Consider the following 16,922-nt stretch of genomic DNA (forward strand, 5'->3'; position numbering starts at 1 on the left):
AAATTTATTTTTATTTACCGGTTTCTACAAAAATTTTAAATTGTATTTCATACAAAAAAAGAGGTTGCCTCTTTTCAGAAACAACCTCATCCTCGAAATAAATTTATACGAATCAAATCTGTTGCCAGCCTTCACGGTAGTGGTGACGAATCCACTCTTCCGCTGCTTTCTTGGCATTCATGGTATCGTACTTGGTATCAAATTTCGGGTCGCCATCAACTACTTCGAATTTGTCGGAGGTTACCACGCGAATCTGGTCATTATCGCCAATGTTGGTAAACTTCATGTTTTCACCATCCCACTCGAGACGACGTTTCAGATCCTGTAGACGAACAGCCAACACACCCATTACCACCATCTCGTTCAGCGGTCCTGAATAGTTGAAGTTGGACGAGGCTTCCAGACGGTTGCTCTTGTCTTCCTTACAAGCGCGAATCCAATCTTGCTCGTGGCCACCTTCCATTGCTTTCGGGATACGACGCAATGTTTTTTCAGGTTGTTTGAAGGTTTCCATCTTCTTGGTAGGAAGCAATTGCGGATTACGTGCATACGTACCGCACATAATTTTTCCTTTCGAACCAACGAAGATGACACCGCCACCCCAGTCGCCCATCATTTCGCCGTCTTCCAGCTCTTCAGGACGTTCGGGTAACAGACCGCCGTCGTACCAGGTAACTTTAACAGCCGGCATGGCTACTTTGGGTAAGTTATCCCTTTCGGGGAACCAGTAAGTCACTTTTTGTGCCTCAGGAGCCGACTCGGTATTGATTTGCGTAGAACTGCCTTCAACAGCAGTCGGGTATTTCAGCTTCAGTGCTTTGAATACCGGGTCGAGAATGTGGCAGGCCATGTCGCCTAATGCTCCGGTTCCAAAGTCCCACCAGCCACGCCAGTTCCACGGTGTGTAGATGGGGTTGTACGGACGGTAAGCTGCCGGGCCGAGGAACAGATCCCAATCGAGGGTTCTGGGTACGCGGACTTTTTCAGTAGGACGCTCGAGACCTTGAGGCCAGATTGGACGGTTGGTCCAGGCATGTACTTCCTTGATGTCGCCGATAGTTCCGGCCCAAATCCATTCACAAATTTCACGAATTCCTTCGCCTGAGTTACCCTGGTTTCCCATTTGGGTGGCTACGCCCATTTCGTTAGCCGTATTGGTCAGCAGGCGCGATTCGTAAACCGAGTGGGTTAACGGCTTCTGAACGTACACATGTTTACCTAGTTTCATGGCTTCGTAAGCAGCCAGGGCATGCACGTGGTCAGGAGTAGCGACCATCACGGCGTCAATATCCTTCTGCTTGTCGAGCAATTCGCGGAAATCTTTGTAACGGACCGCGTTTGGATAATCGTTGAATGTTTTACCGGCGTATTTCCAGTCAACATCGGCCAATGCAACGATATTCTCCGTATTCATGTTTTTCAGGTTGGTACGGCCCATTCCGCCCACACCAATTCCGGCAATGTTCAGCTTATCGCTGGGCGCTTTGTGCCCCAAACCGGCGATGGTGTTACTGGGAAGAATAGTAAATCCTGCAGCGGCCGCTGCGGACGTGCCGAGAAAAGCACGTCGGGAAACGTTGCTTTGGTTCTTTTTAGCTTTTGTCATTTTAATTAGTTTTAGTATGAAGTCGGATATTGGTCTCTAAATATAATTTTTAATTCATGGATTTTCAAAATTGAAGTATTCTTTAGCTCACAAGGTCAGTTGACTCGGCAACAATTCACTGGTGTTGTCGGTATGCCAGGCTGATTTTTGAAAGACTTCGCAGATTGGCTTATTGTTGTTTAGACAGTTTCTAAATTTTATCTGGTTGCCGGAAAAGAAAAAGGCATCCATGACGGATGCCCCTATTAGTTAGTTTGATTTACAATTAGTATTCTGAGCCCATGTCGTCGCCGCCGCCTTCCTGTCCACCGCCGTTTCTCGACTTCGACCGGTAATTATTGATAATGTAGCTTAGAGTTAACTGAAATACCCTTGGTTCTCTCTTGAATTCAAAATCGGTTTTGAAACCATCGCCATACGATGTCCCGCTTCGTTTCATCGTGCCGAAAATGTCACGAACCTGCAAGGTTGCAGATAGTTTCTTGTTGAACAGTTCCTGCTTCAATGATGCATTGGCGAATGCCATTCCGTTGTACTCTCCCTGCGCCGAAACGGAAGGACCGCGATAGATAGACATCAACTGAAAGCGGGTAGTTGGAGTGAATTTGACATCAGCTGTTAAGCGGGAGTTAAAGTTGGTGCTGTTCCGGTCGACACTCTCTCCGTTTACGCTTCCTTCCAGGCGGTAATAGAAAACGGTTCCGCTGGCGATTATCCGAAGCCAGGGATAGAGATCGAGGTTCGCCATCAATTCACTTCCCAACGATTGGTCGCTGTTCATATTCGCCCGTGTGTGGTAAATGATTCCATCGCTGTGTAACTCCTGAATACGGGTAATCAGGTTATTGGTACGGCGATAATAGCCTTCCAGCGAGATGAATGATTTTTTGATGCGCTTTAATACCGATAATTCATATGAATCGGTGTATTCAGGCTCCAGAGCCGGATTTCCTACCCGGATATTGTACGGGTCCATGTAGGATGGGAATGGTTCCAAATCCCAGCCTCTCGGGCGACTGATGCGTCGGCTGTAACTGGATTGCAATTCGATATCCCTTCCGAATTTTTGAGACAGATGGACAGACGGAAACCAATCAACCCGGTCGATGATATACGGATCGGAAGAGGCCGTGTGATCCATTTCGCGCTTGGTATATTCCGCTCTTAATCCGGTTTGCCAGGAGAACGATTTGGTCGAGTGTGACCAGATTGCATAAAGCGCATGGATATCGCGGCTAAAATCGAAAGCACTACTGAAATTCGGATTATTGACCCAGCTATCACTAGTGTAGTCAAAATTTTCGAAAAGGTAATCTTCTGATTCCCGGTTGACACGTCCCTGGTATCCGGCTTCGAATTTATTTTCGTCGTTTACCGGAAGGGTATAATCGGCTTTAAGCCGGTATTCATTGTCATTCGATGCTTCGACTGTCCGGATTTTGTCCGGATTCTGGTCAATAGGATTACCATTGGCGTCGCTGGGATACCGAATTTGGTACTCATTATCCGGACCTTGACGACCACTGGCATAGAAAGTAGCGATTAACTTATGTCCGTCTTTGTTAAAATTATGGCTGTAAGTGAAATCGGAATTCCAGTAGTTCCCCTTTCGGGCAGAAGTATTATCCTCGAAAATGTAATTGTCGGTGCCAAAATTGTCGTAGGTGTGCTGCGTAGACAGACTGTTCCGCTGGAAAGTATAGTCGCCAACGCGTCCGCTCATACTAAGTGTCGTTTTATCAGAAATGTGATAATCGATACCGCCGCGCACTCCTTTTCCTTTCCAGGTTCGGTCCATGTTACCAACCGAGTTGATAACCGTCGTTGTGTCGGCGTTATACAATTCCTGATGTACATTTCTTTCGCCACTAAAAACCATGTTTTGGAAATCCCCTCCCAGCATAAATGTCCACTTGTCATTTCGGTAGTTCAGGGTCAAATCTCCACGGGTTTTATTCGTGTTACTCGCGCTGAGGTTGGCAACGCCGCTGAACGACCCTTTGATGTGTTTCTTCATCACCACGTTGATGATTCCTGCGACGCCCTCGGGGTCATATTTGGCCGAAGGATTGGTGATAACTTCTATCCTTTCGATATCGCTGGCCGGAATCTGCTTCAATGCATCGCTACCATCCAGCACACTGGGCTTACCATCGATGAGTACGGTGAAATCGGAACTGCCGCGAACCGATACGTTCCCTTCGATGTCAACATCCACTGATGGGGTATTGGCCAGCGCATCGACAGCCGAACCTCCGGCAGCACTGATTTCCTGACTAACGTTCACCACGCGCCGGTCGAGTTTAAATTCCACCCGGGCTTTATCGGCCACCACGTCCACACCTTCCAGTTCTTTTGAAGCCGGTTTCAGTTCCAGTGTACCAATATCGGCGACTGAACCGGAACGATTGATACTAATTCCCGGAAGGGTATGTTTTTCATAACCTATGAAGTTGGCCTGAAGATAGTAGTTCCCCGGGGGAACGTTTTTTATCTGGAACGACCCATCGGCTTGTGTCATAATTCCTCCAACAATCGAGGAATCCTGTTGTGAATATATAGCCACATTGGCATATTCCATAGGGGTTTTGGTGCCGGCTTCCACGATTTTTCCCTTTACGACTCCCGGAAATGTTGCAGGCGGATTCCCTGCAGCACCGGGGGCAGGAGCCGGTTGGGCATATAACTGAAATGTGAGTCCTGTAATGACTATGCTAATGAGTAATATCTTTTTCATAGAGAGAATTTCCTGTCGTTTTGTTTCACGGTTCTTTGGATGGTAAAAAGAGGAATTGGTTTAATCAGAAAATTAAAAAATCCAACAAAAAGGGATGTTGGTATCTGAAATGTCTGGGTGTGTTATTGTTCCAAAAACAGAAATGTCGAAAAAATGGGATGAATAGAGATCGAGGAGTGAATTTATTCGCGGGACCGATGCTCACGATGGATCAAATAACGTCCATGATCGGAGAAAAAGAGAGCTACAAAGAGGAGAGTGGCAATCATGGCTTTACTGAGGTGTATTCTTTCGAGGCAAACGGATAAAAACAGTAATGCAGCAATGAGGGCCAGCAGCATCAGGAAGTATCCGGCTATATAGAGAAAGAGGCGCATCGGGGTTATTTTTATTTGTTCTACACAATTTACGAAAATTGCATCATAGAAGATTCATTTCATTCCCAGCTTTTTACCTTTTGTTAATAAATTGATGGCTTCTGTTGATCGTTTCTGCCTTGTTGCGCTTTGTTTGCCCGAAGCAATCCAACGGACAAAAAGGTCTTTCTGCTTTTCAGTCAGGTTCTCAAAATGCTCGCGGGCTTTGGGACTTTGCGATAGCGCTTCCCGGAATTCCAGGCACATTTCCGTTTTGGATTCTTGTTCCGGTATTTCACCTTTCATCACTTTTTCAGGAATAACATCCAAACCGGCTGGTTGTAGCCTTTTTGTGGTTTTGAGTAACTGAATCCGCTTGATATTGGATGCTGACCATTGGCTGTCCGGTTTCCGGGGGGTGAATTTCCGTGCATACCGATCTTCATCCAACCGCTTAATCAGACTGTCAATCCAGCCCCAGCACAGTGCTTCCTGAACCGAATCTTCGTATGCAACGGAGGACTGGCCAGTATGTTTCTTGTGGTAAACCAGCCATACTTCGGTCTCTTTTACATGGTTTTCCTTTAGCCATTGTCTCCATTCTTCCAGTGTTGCCGGTGTTGTTGTTTTCATTATTTCCCGTTTGAGAAATAAAGTTAGGACAAAAAAATCCCCGCCGGAAAGCGGGGACTTGTTTTTATGCTTTTGCTTTGGTTCCGAACTTCGGATCGATTTTTAGTAGCGATATGAGAATGAACCCTGGAATGGTACAGAGCATGACCCAAACGAAAAAATGCTGGTAGCCGACCGTTTCTTGAATCCAGCCACTGACCATGCCAGGAAGCATCATGCCCAGGGCCATAAAACCGGTACACAACGCATAGTGAGCCGTTTTGTGTTCGCCGTCCGAAATGTAGATCATGTACAACATGTAGGCAGTAAATCCAAAGCCGTAGCCGAATTGCTCAATGCCGACCGACGTTACAATGGGCAGCATGGTGTCCGGTTGCACATAGGCCAGGTACACATACACCAGGTTGGGCAGGTTCATTGCTACGGCCATCCACCAGATGGTTTTCTTCAGGCCCCATTTGGCGGCCACAAAGCCACCTAAAATTCCACCGACAGTCAGGGCAATCATGCCGATGGTTCCGTAAATCAAACCGATGTCACCGGTGGTCAGTCCCAGTCCTCCTTCAGCGCGTCCGTCGAGCATGAATGGTGAGGCGAGTTTAACCAACTGCGATTCGCCCAGGCGGAAGAGCAGCAAAAAGGCAAGTCCGGCCCAAATGTTTTTCTTGCGGAAGAACGAGGCGAATGTTTCGAGCACTTCGTGCATCACTCGGGATAAGGAGGTTTTTTCGTGCTTGTCGGTATCTTCAGCCGGACGGGGAAGAATGAACCGGTGCCACAGGAAGAACAAGATGAACAATCCGCCCAGCACCATAAAGGTCAGACTCCAGGCCAGCGGAATATTACCGGCTCGTCCGGAGAACGTAGCTTCCGCTTTCTTCGTCAACTTCGGATCAACCTGCACGATGGCAAATGCTGGTTCGTTCCAGTTCTTGTCGGTGAAAACAAAACGGGTTCCTTCCTTCAGGTGAAAGCTTTTGTTGCCTGAGTTCATGCCGAAATTCAACACCACTTCCTTGCCGTCTTTCGGTGGCTGGCTCAGTTTGTAAGCTACCAGGGCAAACCCGGATGTTGTGCCGTTTGAACCATCGGGTGTTCCTTTGAGCGAAGTTTTTTCCGAATAGAATCCATGGCTGATGTTCCATTCTTTCACTGCCGTGAAGATGCTGTCGGCTTTTTCCCGGGAAACCGGAAGAGTGCCGATTTGAATGTCTTTTTTAGAAGGAACTAAAACGTAATCGCTGCTTTTCGTTTCCGGAAAACTGATATTACTGGGTTGGAATTGTATCGTTGTCTCTTTTCCAGGTACGGAATGAAAGGCGATATTCGTTTCCGGAAGACCGGTGGCTGTTTCGAGGTAACCGGCCAGAATCACCAGCAGGCCTTGTCCGGTGAGCATGGCAAAACGGTAAAAGGTATTGCGGATGCCTACGAAATAGGTTTGCTCGTACTGGTTGAGGCCCATCATGTAAAAGCCGTCGGCAGCAATGTCATGTGTGGCCGAACTGAACGCCACGAGCCATAAGAATGCCAGTGAATAGCGGAAAAAGTTAGGCATGGGAATCGTCAGGGCTACACCAGCCAGGCCGGCACCGACCAACAACTGCATGATAACAATCCACCAGCGCTTGGTGCGCAACACGTCGACCACCGGACTCCACAACGGCTTGATAACCCACGGCAAATAGAGCCAGCTGGTGTACAAAGCGATGTCGGTATTGGAAATTCCCAGTCGTTTGTACATGATGACCGAAACCGTCATTACGATAACGTAGGGAAGCCCTTCTGCGAAATAAAGTGTGGGAATCCACGCCCACGGATTTCTTTTGGTTGGTGTTGCATTTTGTCGCATGCGTTAGAATCTATTGGGTTGATAATTGTTTTCCTTCAGAAAATGGATGACTTTGCCGAGCTGTTCATAAAACTTGTCCTTCCTGTCCGGCGATGTTCCGAGATGAATGAGGATTATGCAGCCATTCAGTCCTCCCGGATTGCTTTGGTCGAACTTCACTAAATCGTTGTACAACTGGTCCGAACTGCGGTAATTTTTCATGTCGGGTGTGGTGTAATCGGCATTGGTGCGAATGCCCGGCGTGAAATCGACGAGCGTCAGCCCCAAATCACGGCTCCAGTCGGCAATGGCCCGGTTGTACCACTCGTAAGGCGGCATGAACGTGGTTACTTCTTTGGCCGGAATGCCGGCGGCTTCCATCGCTTTGATGTTGTTGCGCAAATCGTCGGTAAACTCATCGTGGGTCACCAGCAACGAATCGCGGTTGGTCCAGTCGGCATACAGCAGGTGTTTGTCGGAATGCGGGCCAAGATACTGGCCGTCTTCGCGGAGACGCTCAATAAGTTTCCGGTTGTCCGGATTCCGGTAAAAGTCGCCGGTGAAAAAGAACGAAGCTTTTACATGATTCCGGCGTAATATTTTCTCAATGGTCTTTCCGCCATCGTTGGTGTCGTGTGCTGAAAAAACGAGGTAAACGGTCGATTTCAGCGAATCCATCCGGACAATGCCGCCCTGAATCTTCTTGACATTTTCGTAAGTCTTGCTCTTCATGCCCTCTTTCTGAAGCGAGGAGAGAAGATAGCTAAGACTGGCCGTTCCGTCCATAGTAGGTTCGTTGGTCGAGTAGTCGCCTTCGTCGTCGTGATACACAGCGCGCCCATTCTGGAAGGCGGCGTAGTCATCGTTGTGCAGTAATTGGATGCCGCGCAGGTTTTTGTAAATCGACGTATAAACGGGACCGTCAACCAATCCGCCATAAGTCAGCTTTCCTAAAATCACTTTATAGGATGAGTGCGGATTGACCGGATAATCGCCACCAGCCGGCAAGCCTACGACCATCGATGTTCCCCAGGGGTTGCATCCGAAGAGCCAGTCGCGCAATGCCGCTTCCATTTCCCGGTAGGTTTGGTCGCCGGTGATTTGGCGATACAACCGGGCCTGTGTGGCCGCTGCCGTGACCAGGTTGTTGGAGCACCAGATAAACGGTATACCCATGAGGAACGGGTCTTTTTTTGCCCGGGCGTAGATGTCGGCCAGTCCTTGCTTCAGGTCGGAAGCAAAGGCTTTCGCTTGCGAGGAATCGCCGTGAGCGGCCAGGTAGACATGGCCTAAGTTCATGAAAGGGTAGAACTGGTAATGCCGGGCGCGGTTCAGTTCCATCCACGGAGTCACCGGCTCCAGTTTTCCCCAGTAAGCTGCATCCTGCAAATATTTTTTCTTTCCGGTCGCCTCGTTGAGGGCTGCTGCCGCCAGCTCCAGGTCGTCGACGTAATTGTCTTCCTCGTAGAAATAGGGCGAAACATAGCAAGCCGTTTGACAGGCTCCGGGCTCCGATACCCCGAATTGAAAGGCGGCTTTGGCTTTTCGAATCAATGTGTCAGCGAAAGCCGGATCGGATTTTTTGTAAATGTCGGCGGCTAACGCGAAAGCGGATGCAAACTTTCCGGCCGTAGAAGCTACTCCGGTCGTGCGATTTTTGAACTCGCCCAATCCCTGCGGTTTTCCGGTAACGAAATAAACCGGGCGGCATTTGCCCAGTCCATAGTTAGCGGTGTCCTTGTCAGGAAGCCGAAAACCAATGTGATCGCGGTCGTCGGCAATCTGGTTGAACATCACGTTATCCGAGGGATTCATTTTTAGCAACCAGTCGATGCCCCAGCGTGCTTCGTCCAGAATGTCGGGAACACCATTCGAACCGGGCAAACCGTTCGCCTTGTAATGGTCGCCGTACACTTCCGGATTTTCCCGGTAGGCAAACAGCATTTGAGCTACTGCATTTGCCGAAGTGGTGACATACTGCAGATAATCGGTGGCATCGTGCCAGCCGCCGGTGACATTGATGAACTGACCTGAACGGGTTGGATGATCGACAATGATACCGTCGTGCGTGTGACACGAATCATCGAGGAACGGATTAAACCCGCACCGCTGCTGCCGCATATATTTCAGGATGTAGTCGGCGGTGCCGTCGTACACATGTTCAGAAATGCTGAATTGCGGTGATTCCAGTTTCCCGATGCGGAGAAAATAACCACCAGGCCTGGTATAACTGCTAAAGTTGAGCCGGGCAGCGCTGGGCATTCCCCAGGGTTTGCCATCTGCCAATTCCGGTTGCCCCATGTAGACTGTCTTCCCGGTGAGGGAATTAACCAACTCGAATTCGTGGGGCAAATCTCCTTCCGGTGAAAGAAAAACAGCCACTTTGATGTCATCGGGGAGATACCCCAGTTGGTTGACGCGGATAACTCCGCGCGCCTGTGTTGTTCCGGCGAAAGCCAGCAATAGGAAACTCAGAATTAGCAGATATCGGTTCATGGTTTGGTATGGTTTGGTTTACGAATAGACTTTTTCGAGCAGAGCGTCTTTGAAATAGTGCGCCAGAATTTCCTGGTAAGTGTAACCTTTCTCTCCCATGACGGCCGCACCAATTTGGCAGAGACCAACGCCGTGTCCCCAACCGGCTCCGGTCAGGATAAACTTCGCCGGAAGGCCGTTTTCTTCTCCTTCGGTATCCACCACAAAAGCCGAGCTGTACAAGTGCGATGTAGACAGCGCTTTCCGGATTTCCAACTCCTTGCCAATGGTCAGCGTTTTCTTTGTTCCCTCGATGCGCAGCTTGATCAGACGGGCTGAATCGCCCCGTTCTACCGGCACCAATGCTTTAATGTTTCCAAAATCGATGCCCGTGCGTTTTTTGATGAGCGCACTGATTTCTTCCTGGCTGTACTCTACTTTCCAGCGATAGAAATCGGTGGTTTCCTGGTCGTAATTGTTCAAAACCTGGCTTAGCACCTTTGCATCGGTGGTGTTACAGAAAGCTGGCGGATTGGACCGAATCCAACGCTCGGCATTGATTTCCACCGTAAGGTCAAGATCAAATCCTTCGGGCGTTTCCGGATTATCGATAATTTTTACCAGGTACGGATGATGCACCGGTTCCCAGCAATTCTCGAATGATTCGGATATTCCGCCGCAAGACTTCGAGAAACGCGCGTCAGCAATGCGTTCGTTCGAAGTGAGCGCTTCGCCGAAGGTTTCGCGGATGGCGGTAGCGGCATTTTCCGATACCACCCGGGTGATTCCCTGGTAACGCTGACAATGATCGTCGGCGCAGACGTCGAAGTCGGTGTGATCTTCCCGATCGTACCATCTGATCAGTTCATCATCGGTTTCAAGCGTGGTCACATATTTTTCTGCTTCGCTTTGCAGCTCATCATGCTTATCTACCTGGGCTAGTAACCAGCTGCGCGAAATTACAGCGTGAGCTTTCAAGAGGTCCATGCTGCTGGTGGCGCTCATTTCCGATGAAATAACACTAACGAGATACTGTTCAACCGGTACTAAATTAATGGCCCGGATGTTTTCGCCTTCTCGAATGAGCTCCAAACCTCCGCGGAATTTCTGGTCTTCCTTGCGCTCCCAGTGGAAGTTGATACCAATGGTCACGTCGTGGAGCAGCAAACTGCAAGCCTCGCGATCGGTTGGTTGGAATACCAGCTTTTCGCCTTCGAAAGAAATACCTGAGTCGAATTTCACATGGATCTCGTTACCGGAAAAGAAAGCCGAGCCTTTGCCGGTGACTTCCTTGCTTCCACATTGGTAAACCCCTTCGAGTTCGATTTCAATGGTTTTCTCCGCCATAATGCCCACGCGGATATCGGGTTCGTTGCCGTTGTTGTATTGCATGATGCCTGGTTTAATATTTTACGAGTTTAATCGTTTTGTGCTCTTCTTTCTAAAAGAGATTCGGAGCTCCTATCAAAAAGTTTTATAACAAGTTGCCAACATGTAAGTAACTTCTATATTTTTTTACCCCTAAATCCCCTGAAGGGGACTTTAAGCCGCCCCTTTAGGGGAGGTTTGGAGGGGTGATTTACTCTTCCGACCCTCGCCGTGACCATTCCGCTCCTGCTGAAGTTGTTTCCTCCGCATACGATCATCTTCCCGCTGACTCGGAAGTAGTTTCCGCTCTATGCGATCGTGTTTCCGTTGCCGATGAATATGTTTCCGCTGTATGCTGTGTTCATTCCTTTATAGCAGACCGAAATTCCGGCAGTCGCGACTGACTTTCCGTCACCCGGCAAGTTCATCCCGCTGTGCCCGGAGTAGTTCCCGCTAACCGGGTTGTTCTTCCAGCTATTGCAGAAGAGTTCCAACACAAGCGGAACTGTTTCCAACTTCCACTGAAGTTCTTCCAACCGCTCGCCGTGATGTTCCAACGAGTGGACGGGTAGTTCCAAGGCCCAGATTAGTTGTTCCAACCACTTGCGGAGTTCTTCCAACCGCTCACCGTGATGTTCCAACGATTCGGTGAGTAGTTCCAACTGATTCCGGATTATCGCAACCGGCTCCCTATCACATTTTCTCCACTTCTCACCCTCTCATCTTCTCCCATTCTTGTTCGCTCACTCCACCATGCGTTTCGCGTAAGCAGTGCAGAGCTCGTCGAAGTAGCTATTGTTAACTGAAACCTGAGCGAAAATATCGGTCAGATCAGCCGCTTTAATTTTATGGAAATCCTTTTCCTGGGGAGTGATACAAACGCCTCCAAAATCGACTGATGCCGGGCTGAGCAAAATGTTCTCATCTCCTTCAGCAAAATACTGGTCCGGACGGTGCTTGTCACGCGGAAAGACCAACACACGCCATTTCCCATTTTCGTATCCCGAAAGGATATTGAGCATGGGCTCTGGTTCTTGCTGGCGCTGTTCCAGCAGTTCGTGAAGCCATCCAAATGCAGTATGCAGCAACGTAATATCGCCCGATTCGATGGCGATGAATTTCCGCATGTAATCGCTTACCGCGAATATTTCCAGGTGATCGTTGCTGAATAACTTCCGGTTGGTGGTAACTTTTAGTTTGTTGTATTCGGTTTCTACCGGAAGGAATCCTTTGTTTCCAGCCTGAAAATGCATGTGATCGGGAGCCGATGCACCGCATTTTGGGCCGTTGTAAAATACCGTGTAGGTTTCGAGCGCGCGGCTCAGCTCCAGCATATCCCGGAAATAGGGCTCGATGAGCTGCGGGACATGTTCCAACCTGGGAATCGTGAGGTGGCGCGGAAAAATGGGATATGGATTAACCAGAATCAGGTATTCGTCGTTGAACGGGATTCCTTTTTGTTGCGGCGGAAGAGCGTCGGTACAAAGAAAGCATTTGCGCTCACTGATGCTTTTGTTGTCGACTTTGGCCGCTGACGATTTGATACGTGCCGGATTGAACTGGACTTTCACGTCGCATTGGGCGTAGTGAAACGTCTTCACTTGCACTTGTTCCAGCCCTTTGGCATTGTCGGCGTAAAGCGGCCAAACGCCCTGCTGTTGTTTTTGCAGGGCGTCGGCCATTTGATCCAGTGAACTGTCTTCCGACAGATTGAGCGCACGCTTTGAAATAATTATGTCATCCAGGTTTACCGAATTGCTCATTGTTCGTTTTGGTTTTTCAGAATTCGTGCTTTTAGTTCCAGTGTCCGCAGGCGGTCTTTATAGCTGTTGTGCACATTCATTTTGTTGATATCGAGCGATGCATCCGAGTTGTCTTCCCAGCGACGGCACAGGTATACCGGCGTAAAGATGCGGCCGATTTTATACTCGCGCGAAATCGCGATACCCAGCGCGTAATCTTCACCATAGCTGGAGTTGGGAACCCGCAGGTCGCGCAACACCGGTGTGTAGAAGGCACGCGGTGCGCCCAGTCCGTTAATGCGCAATGCATTGTTTGGGCCATTATCGTCGGTCCATTCCTTGTGATCGATGATGCCCGGGGGAATTTCTTCCAGCTGGAAGTTGGTCATCTGGTACGAGCCAATCACCATGGCACACTTGTCGGCGTGGAATTTATCGACGATGGTTTGCAGTGTATTTTCGTCGCTGTACATGTCATCGCTGTCGAGCTGAACGGCGAAACGGCCACACTGCTCGTGAAAAATTCCGACGTTCCAGCAACCGCCAATTCCCAATCCTTTTTTATCCGGAATAACGTGAATGAGTTTATCGCTTCCCGCGAAATCGTTTAATACCTCGGTTGTTCCATCGGTAGAATAGTTATCGACCACAATCAGGTTAAACGGAAAGTCTGTCTTCTGCTTTAGTACTGATTCAACGGCATCGCGGATTGTTTTTACGCGGTTGAACACCGGAATAATAACAGATGCTTCTACCGGGAATCCTTCTTCAAAATCAACGGCTTTGAATTCAGGTTTCAGATAAGCGCCAATCTCTTTCAGGTGAACAGTGCACGCTTTTTCCATCTCAATCTGAGTAGCACGGGCAGCTCCGCTTACGTAGTCGAACTGCTTCTCGCCCGATTTCCGGGTGTCCGATTCCACCATCGTGAAAAGCGGTTCCGGTACGCGGATGAATTCTCCTTTCTGGGAAACGAACAAACGCAGCGAATAGAATCCGGCTGCATCATAATTGGTTGTTTCCCATGCAGCCCACTCTTTCAGGTCAGTGGTGCGGATAAGTTGTACCGGCCCGAAGTTGAAATCGTCGCGCAAAGAGCCAACCTGGTAATCAATGGTTGGATGCACAGAACGTGTTTCGTTTTTGATTTCGTAATAGTCGGCGTAAACCATCGCTGCGTTGGTGAACGTTGCTGCCTGTGTCAGGCGCTCCAATCCAAACTGGCCCATTTCGAGCTCGGTATCTTTCAGCGAAAGCAGGGTAAATTCAGCTTCGGCTTTGCCGGCTATGGCTTTCATGGCTTCGGTTCCATGGATGCTTTTCACGGTAATGGCTTCGGTTCCTTCCGGAATGACTGCACCTTCGGGAGCGAGCACGTAAATGGTATTCACATTTGTGGCTTCTTTCAGTTCGGCCACTGATTTTTTTGTTGCCTCTTCTCCGCTAAAAGCGAGAAAAATATCGGTTTTCATTTTTATGCTTTGATTTAAAAATTTCTGAATTATTGTTTGAACATCATTCGTTCACTCGGGACGCTCTCGTTGTTGAGGCGGTCGAGTGTGGTTACTTTGTAGTAATATTTCTTACGGAAAATGTGCAGAAAGCGACGTTTCACAAAGTATCCATCTTCACCTGTCACATCGATCAAATATTCCGGGTTGCTGACATCGATGCTGTCATTTTTCCCACAACGGTACACCGCGAAAAAGCGTGCTTTATTCATCTCGTCGTCTGTTTGCGGTGCTTTCCAGGTAATTTCACGACCGTGTTTTACTTTTTCTACCTGCAGATTTGAAGGTGCATCGGGCGCTTTATCGTCAATCCATGGCATAGCGGGAACAATCGCCGGAGTTCTATAGTAGTCGTCCCTAAGTTCTTTTTGAAAGCCCTCGAGATGACGCGCAAAATGTTTGGAACTAAACCAGGCGCTTCCTTCCAGTCCGGGAATGGAGCGAATCATTTTAATCTGGTTGGTCAGTTCAGCGGGAGTTCGCCAATCCGGAATTTTTGAGTGTTTATCGAGCCGGTAAACGGCCTGACCAATGTACATGCTGCGACCATAGGTGTGACGTGCCCACCAGTGCGCCAGTTCGTCAAAATCGACCAGCGGGTGACCAATGCGCCAGTAAAGCTGCGGTAACGTGTAATCAATCCAACCCTCGCGCTGCCATTTGATAATATCGGCATACAAACCGTCGTAATTAGTGGTTCCGGCATTGGTGTTCGAACCATCCGGATCGTCTTTTTTGTTTCTCCACACCCCGAACGGGCTGATGCCAAATTTCACCCACGGCTTCACCTCTTTAATGGCTTTGCTCAGCTGCTGAATAATCAAATCAACATTGTCGCGCCGCCAATCATCAATCTGGTCGGGTGCAAATCCACGCGGATATTTTTTGAAAGTAGTCGAATCAGGAAATTCCTGGTTCGCCACGCGGTACGGATAGAAATAATCATCAAAGTGAATCGCATCTACATCGTATCGTTTCACAATATCGCGAACAACCGCCGTAACAAAATCGCGTACGTGTGGATTTCCAGGATCGAAATACATCTTCTTGCCGTAGTTCCACGCCCAGTCCGGATGTTGGTTGACGATGTTGGATGCGGCCAGCGTATCGAGCGTGTCGTTCTTTACCCGATAGGGATTCAGCCACGCATGAAACTCCATACCGCGTTTGTGTGCCTCTTTGATGAAAAAGGCCAGCGGGTCATAAAAAGGCTTTGGCGCTACGCCCTGTGTTCCTTCGAGGTATTTCGACCATGGCTCGAGTTCAGACGGGTAAAAGGCATCAGCCGACGGCCTGATCTGCACAATAACAGCATTCATGCCGTTCCTTTTGTTCATGTTCAGCAGATCGATGATCTCCTGTTTTTGTTTGGCAACCGGAAGACCCGGTTTAGAAGGCCAATCGATGTTAGCGACCGTGGCAACCCAAACGCCCCGGAATTCTCTTTTAGGTGGTACCGGTGTTTCCGGGTTCCTATTTCCGGCAAAAGCCGGGATAGACAGGAGAACAGCGATAAACAGAATAAATGCGTGTCGACAAGGTTTCATTTGACAGGTCAGATTTTGATGAATATTTTTTTGCGATACAGTACGTCGGCCAGTATCCAGTATAAGAAAATCAGCGTTAACGCGAAAAGCAGCGAGCCGTTCAGGTTGCCGGCCCACGATGCAAAAAGGTGTTCGTAAATCCATCCTTTGAGCGTAACCGTTTCGCCTCTGGCGGAAAATTTGATCATAAACAACAGCCGTCCGACTATTCCCGAAAGGACAAAAATAAACAGCGGGTTCATTCCAAAAACGAGCGCTGGCTTCGACCATTTCTTGTATCCGCGAATATCGATGATCCAAATGAAGAAGGCAAGCAAGATGGTTGCTAATCCGGCTGTGTAAAGCACATACGAACTGCTCCAGATGGGTTTATTGAGCGGAAAAACGAAACTCCAACTCACCCCGGCAAGCGTCATCGCTGCACCTACCAGAATTAAATCTTTGACAGCGCGCGATTTGTCGGCTCTTACATCAACTTGCCTGCCCACCAGGTAACCTATCAACACGGTGCCGATGGCCGGAATGGTACTGAGTAAGCCTTCGGGATCGAATGGGATGCCGTAGCCATGATAAATGTGGTTAACACCGAAAATGGCCAAATCCACGGTTCTAACAATGTTGCCCTGCAACGATAACGCTCCTTCACCACCCAGCATCAGTAGGCCCCAATAACCAAGTAGCAGAATAGGAAGTGCAATCCAGACTCCGGTTCGTTTCCCGGCAAGGGCAATGAATGAGGCGATACCATAGGCCAGCGCAATGCGTTGCAGTACGCCCATAATTCGCAGGTGACTATAGTCGATGCCGAAGATTGGGAAGGCATTTAGGCCCAATCCAATCAGAAATATGAGCACCGTCCGTTTCAGCACTTTCTTTGTCGCGTCTCCGCTCAGGTTGTGATTGAACTTTTTGAAAGCAAACCACATGGCCGTTCCTACCGCAAATAGGAAGAACGGAAAGACCAGGTCGGTCGGGGTACAGCCATTCCACTTGGAATGTTCAAGCGGGGCATAGATGTGACTCCAGCTTCCCGGATTATTAACGGTAATCATCAGAGCGACGGTGAATCCGCGCAAAACATCCAGAGCAACTAATCGTTTGGTTTTTCCCATGGTT

At 48.9% G+C, this 16,922-nt stretch carries 12 protein-coding genes; all 12 read right to left on the reverse strand.

What is annotated here, in order from left to right:
- Nucleotides 1–112 precede the first annotated feature (112 nt).
- Nucleotides 113–1,606, reverse strand: coding sequence for a Gfo/Idh/MocA family protein (locus CLV93_RS06570; RefSeq protein ID WP_106541360.1), 1,494 nt, complete (start codon nucleotides 1,604–1,606; stop codon nucleotides 113–115).
- A 265-nt stretch (nucleotides 1,607–1,871) separates the two neighbouring features.
- Nucleotides 1,872–4,343 carry a TonB-dependent receptor gene (locus CLV93_RS06575; RefSeq protein WP_106541361.1) on the reverse strand — a complete coding sequence of 824 codons (2,472 nt, stop codon included), beginning with the start codon at nucleotides 4,341–4,343 and terminating at the stop codon, nucleotides 1,872–1,874.
- 182 nt (nucleotides 4,344–4,525) lie between these two features.
- Nucleotides 4,526–4,720 (reverse strand): hypothetical protein, encoded by a 195-nt coding sequence (locus CLV93_RS20100; protein WP_146141966.1) that lies wholly within the window; start codon nucleotides 4,718–4,720, stop codon nucleotides 4,526–4,528.
- A 54-nt stretch (nucleotides 4,721–4,774) separates the two neighbouring features.
- Nucleotides 4,775–5,332, reverse strand: a complete 558-nt coding sequence (locus CLV93_RS06585) for a YdeI/OmpD-associated family protein (protein WP_106541363.1) — start codon at nucleotides 5,330–5,332, stop codon at nucleotides 4,775–4,777.
- A gap of 64 nt (nucleotides 5,333–5,396) precedes the next feature.
- Nucleotides 5,397–7,184 carry an MFS transporter gene (locus CLV93_RS06590; RefSeq protein WP_106541364.1) on the reverse strand — a complete coding sequence of 596 codons (1,788 nt, stop codon included), beginning with the start codon at nucleotides 7,182–7,184 and terminating at the stop codon, nucleotides 5,397–5,399.
- Nucleotides 7,185–7,187: 3 nt separating this feature from the next.
- Nucleotides 7,188–9,659: a bifunctional glycoside hydrolase family 9 protein/polysaccharide deacetylase gene (locus tag CLV93_RS06595; protein WP_106541365.1), complete on the reverse strand. Its 2,472-nt coding sequence runs from the start codon at nucleotides 9,657–9,659 to the stop codon at nucleotides 7,188–7,190.
- Nucleotides 9,660–9,677: 18 nt separating this feature from the next.
- Nucleotides 9,678–11,030, reverse strand: coding sequence for a SpoIID/LytB domain-containing protein (locus CLV93_RS06600; protein ID WP_106541366.1), 1,353 nt, complete (start codon nucleotides 11,028–11,030; stop codon nucleotides 9,678–9,680).
- Nucleotides 11,031–11,314: 284 nt separating this feature from the next.
- The gene (locus tag CLV93_RS06605) at nucleotides 11,315–11,668 is read right to left on the reverse strand and encodes a hypothetical protein (RefSeq protein ID WP_106541367.1); all 354 of its coding nucleotides are present in this window, start codon (nucleotides 11,666–11,668) and stop codon (nucleotides 11,315–11,317) included.
- An 81-nt stretch (nucleotides 11,669–11,749) separates the two neighbouring features.
- The gene (locus CLV93_RS06610) at nucleotides 11,750–12,769 is read right to left on the reverse strand and encodes a DUF4922 domain-containing protein (RefSeq protein WP_106541368.1); all 1,020 of its coding nucleotides are present in this window, start codon (nucleotides 12,767–12,769) and stop codon (nucleotides 11,750–11,752) included.
- Nucleotides 12,766–14,220 carry a glycosyltransferase family 2 protein gene (locus CLV93_RS06615; RefSeq protein ID WP_106541369.1) on the reverse strand — a complete coding sequence of 485 codons (1,455 nt, stop codon included), beginning with the start codon at nucleotides 14,218–14,220 and terminating at the stop codon, nucleotides 12,766–12,768. Before CLV93_RS06615 ends, CLV93_RS06610 begins: the two co-directional genes overlap by 4 nt.
- Nucleotides 14,221–14,249: 29 nt before the next feature.
- Nucleotides 14,250–15,806 carry a glycoside hydrolase family 10-like protein gene (locus CLV93_RS06620; protein ID WP_106541370.1) on the reverse strand — a complete coding sequence of 519 codons (1,557 nt, stop codon included), beginning with the start codon at nucleotides 15,804–15,806 and terminating at the stop codon, nucleotides 14,250–14,252.
- An 8-nt stretch (nucleotides 15,807–15,814) separates the two neighbouring features.
- Nucleotides 15,815–16,918 carry an acyltransferase family protein gene (locus CLV93_RS06625; protein WP_106541371.1) on the reverse strand — a complete coding sequence of 368 codons (1,104 nt, stop codon included), beginning with the start codon at nucleotides 16,916–16,918 and terminating at the stop codon, nucleotides 15,815–15,817.
- Nucleotides 16,919–16,922: the final 4 nt, after the last annotated feature.

It is taken from the genome of Prolixibacter denitrificans, assembly GCF_003014495.1.
Classification (GTDB): domain Bacteria; phylum Bacteroidota; class Bacteroidia; order Bacteroidales; family Prolixibacteraceae; genus Prolixibacter; species Prolixibacter denitrificans.

Excerpts from the sequence above, each read along its gene's own strand:
- CLV93_RS06615 (WP_106541369.1), bottom strand. The coding sequence starts at position 14,220 with ATGAAAACCGATATTTTTCTCGCTTTTAGCGGAGAAGAGGCAACAAAA.
- CLV93_RS06600 (WP_106541366.1), bottom strand. The coding sequence starts at position 11,030 with ATGCAATACAACAACGGCAACGAACCCGATATCCGCGTGGGCATTATG.
- CLV93_RS06625 (WP_106541371.1), bottom strand. The coding sequence starts at position 16,918 with ATGGGAAAAACCAAACGATTAGTTGCTCTGGATGTTTTGCGCGGATTC.
- CLV93_RS06570 (WP_106541360.1), bottom strand. The coding sequence starts at position 1,606 with ATGACAAAAGCTAAAAAGAACCAAAGCAACGTTTCCCGACGTGCTTTT.
- CLV93_RS06590 (WP_106541364.1), bottom strand. The coding sequence starts at position 7,184 with ATGCGACAAAATGCAACACCAACCAAAAGAAATCCGTGGGCGTGGATT.
- CLV93_RS06620 (WP_106541370.1), bottom strand. The coding sequence starts at position 15,806 with ATGAAACCTTGTCGACACGCATTTATTCTGTTTATCGCTGTTCTCCTG.
- CLV93_RS06610 (WP_106541368.1), bottom strand. The coding sequence starts at position 12,769 with ATGAGCAATTCGGTAAACCTGGATGACATAATTATTTCAAAGCGTGCG.
- CLV93_RS06585 (WP_106541363.1), bottom strand. The coding sequence starts at position 5,332 with ATGAAAACAACAACACCGGCAACACTGGAAGAATGGAGACAATGGCTA.
- CLV93_RS06595 (WP_106541365.1), bottom strand. The coding sequence starts at position 9,659 with ATGAACCGATATCTGCTAATTCTGAGTTTCCTATTGCTGGCTTTCGCC.
- CLV93_RS06575 (WP_106541361.1), bottom strand. The coding sequence starts at position 4,343 with ATGAAAAAGATATTACTCATTAGCATAGTCATTACAGGACTCACATTT.
- CLV93_RS20100 (WP_146141966.1), bottom strand. The coding sequence starts at position 4,720 with ATGCGCCTCTTTCTCTATATAGCCGGATACTTCCTGATGCTGCTGGCC.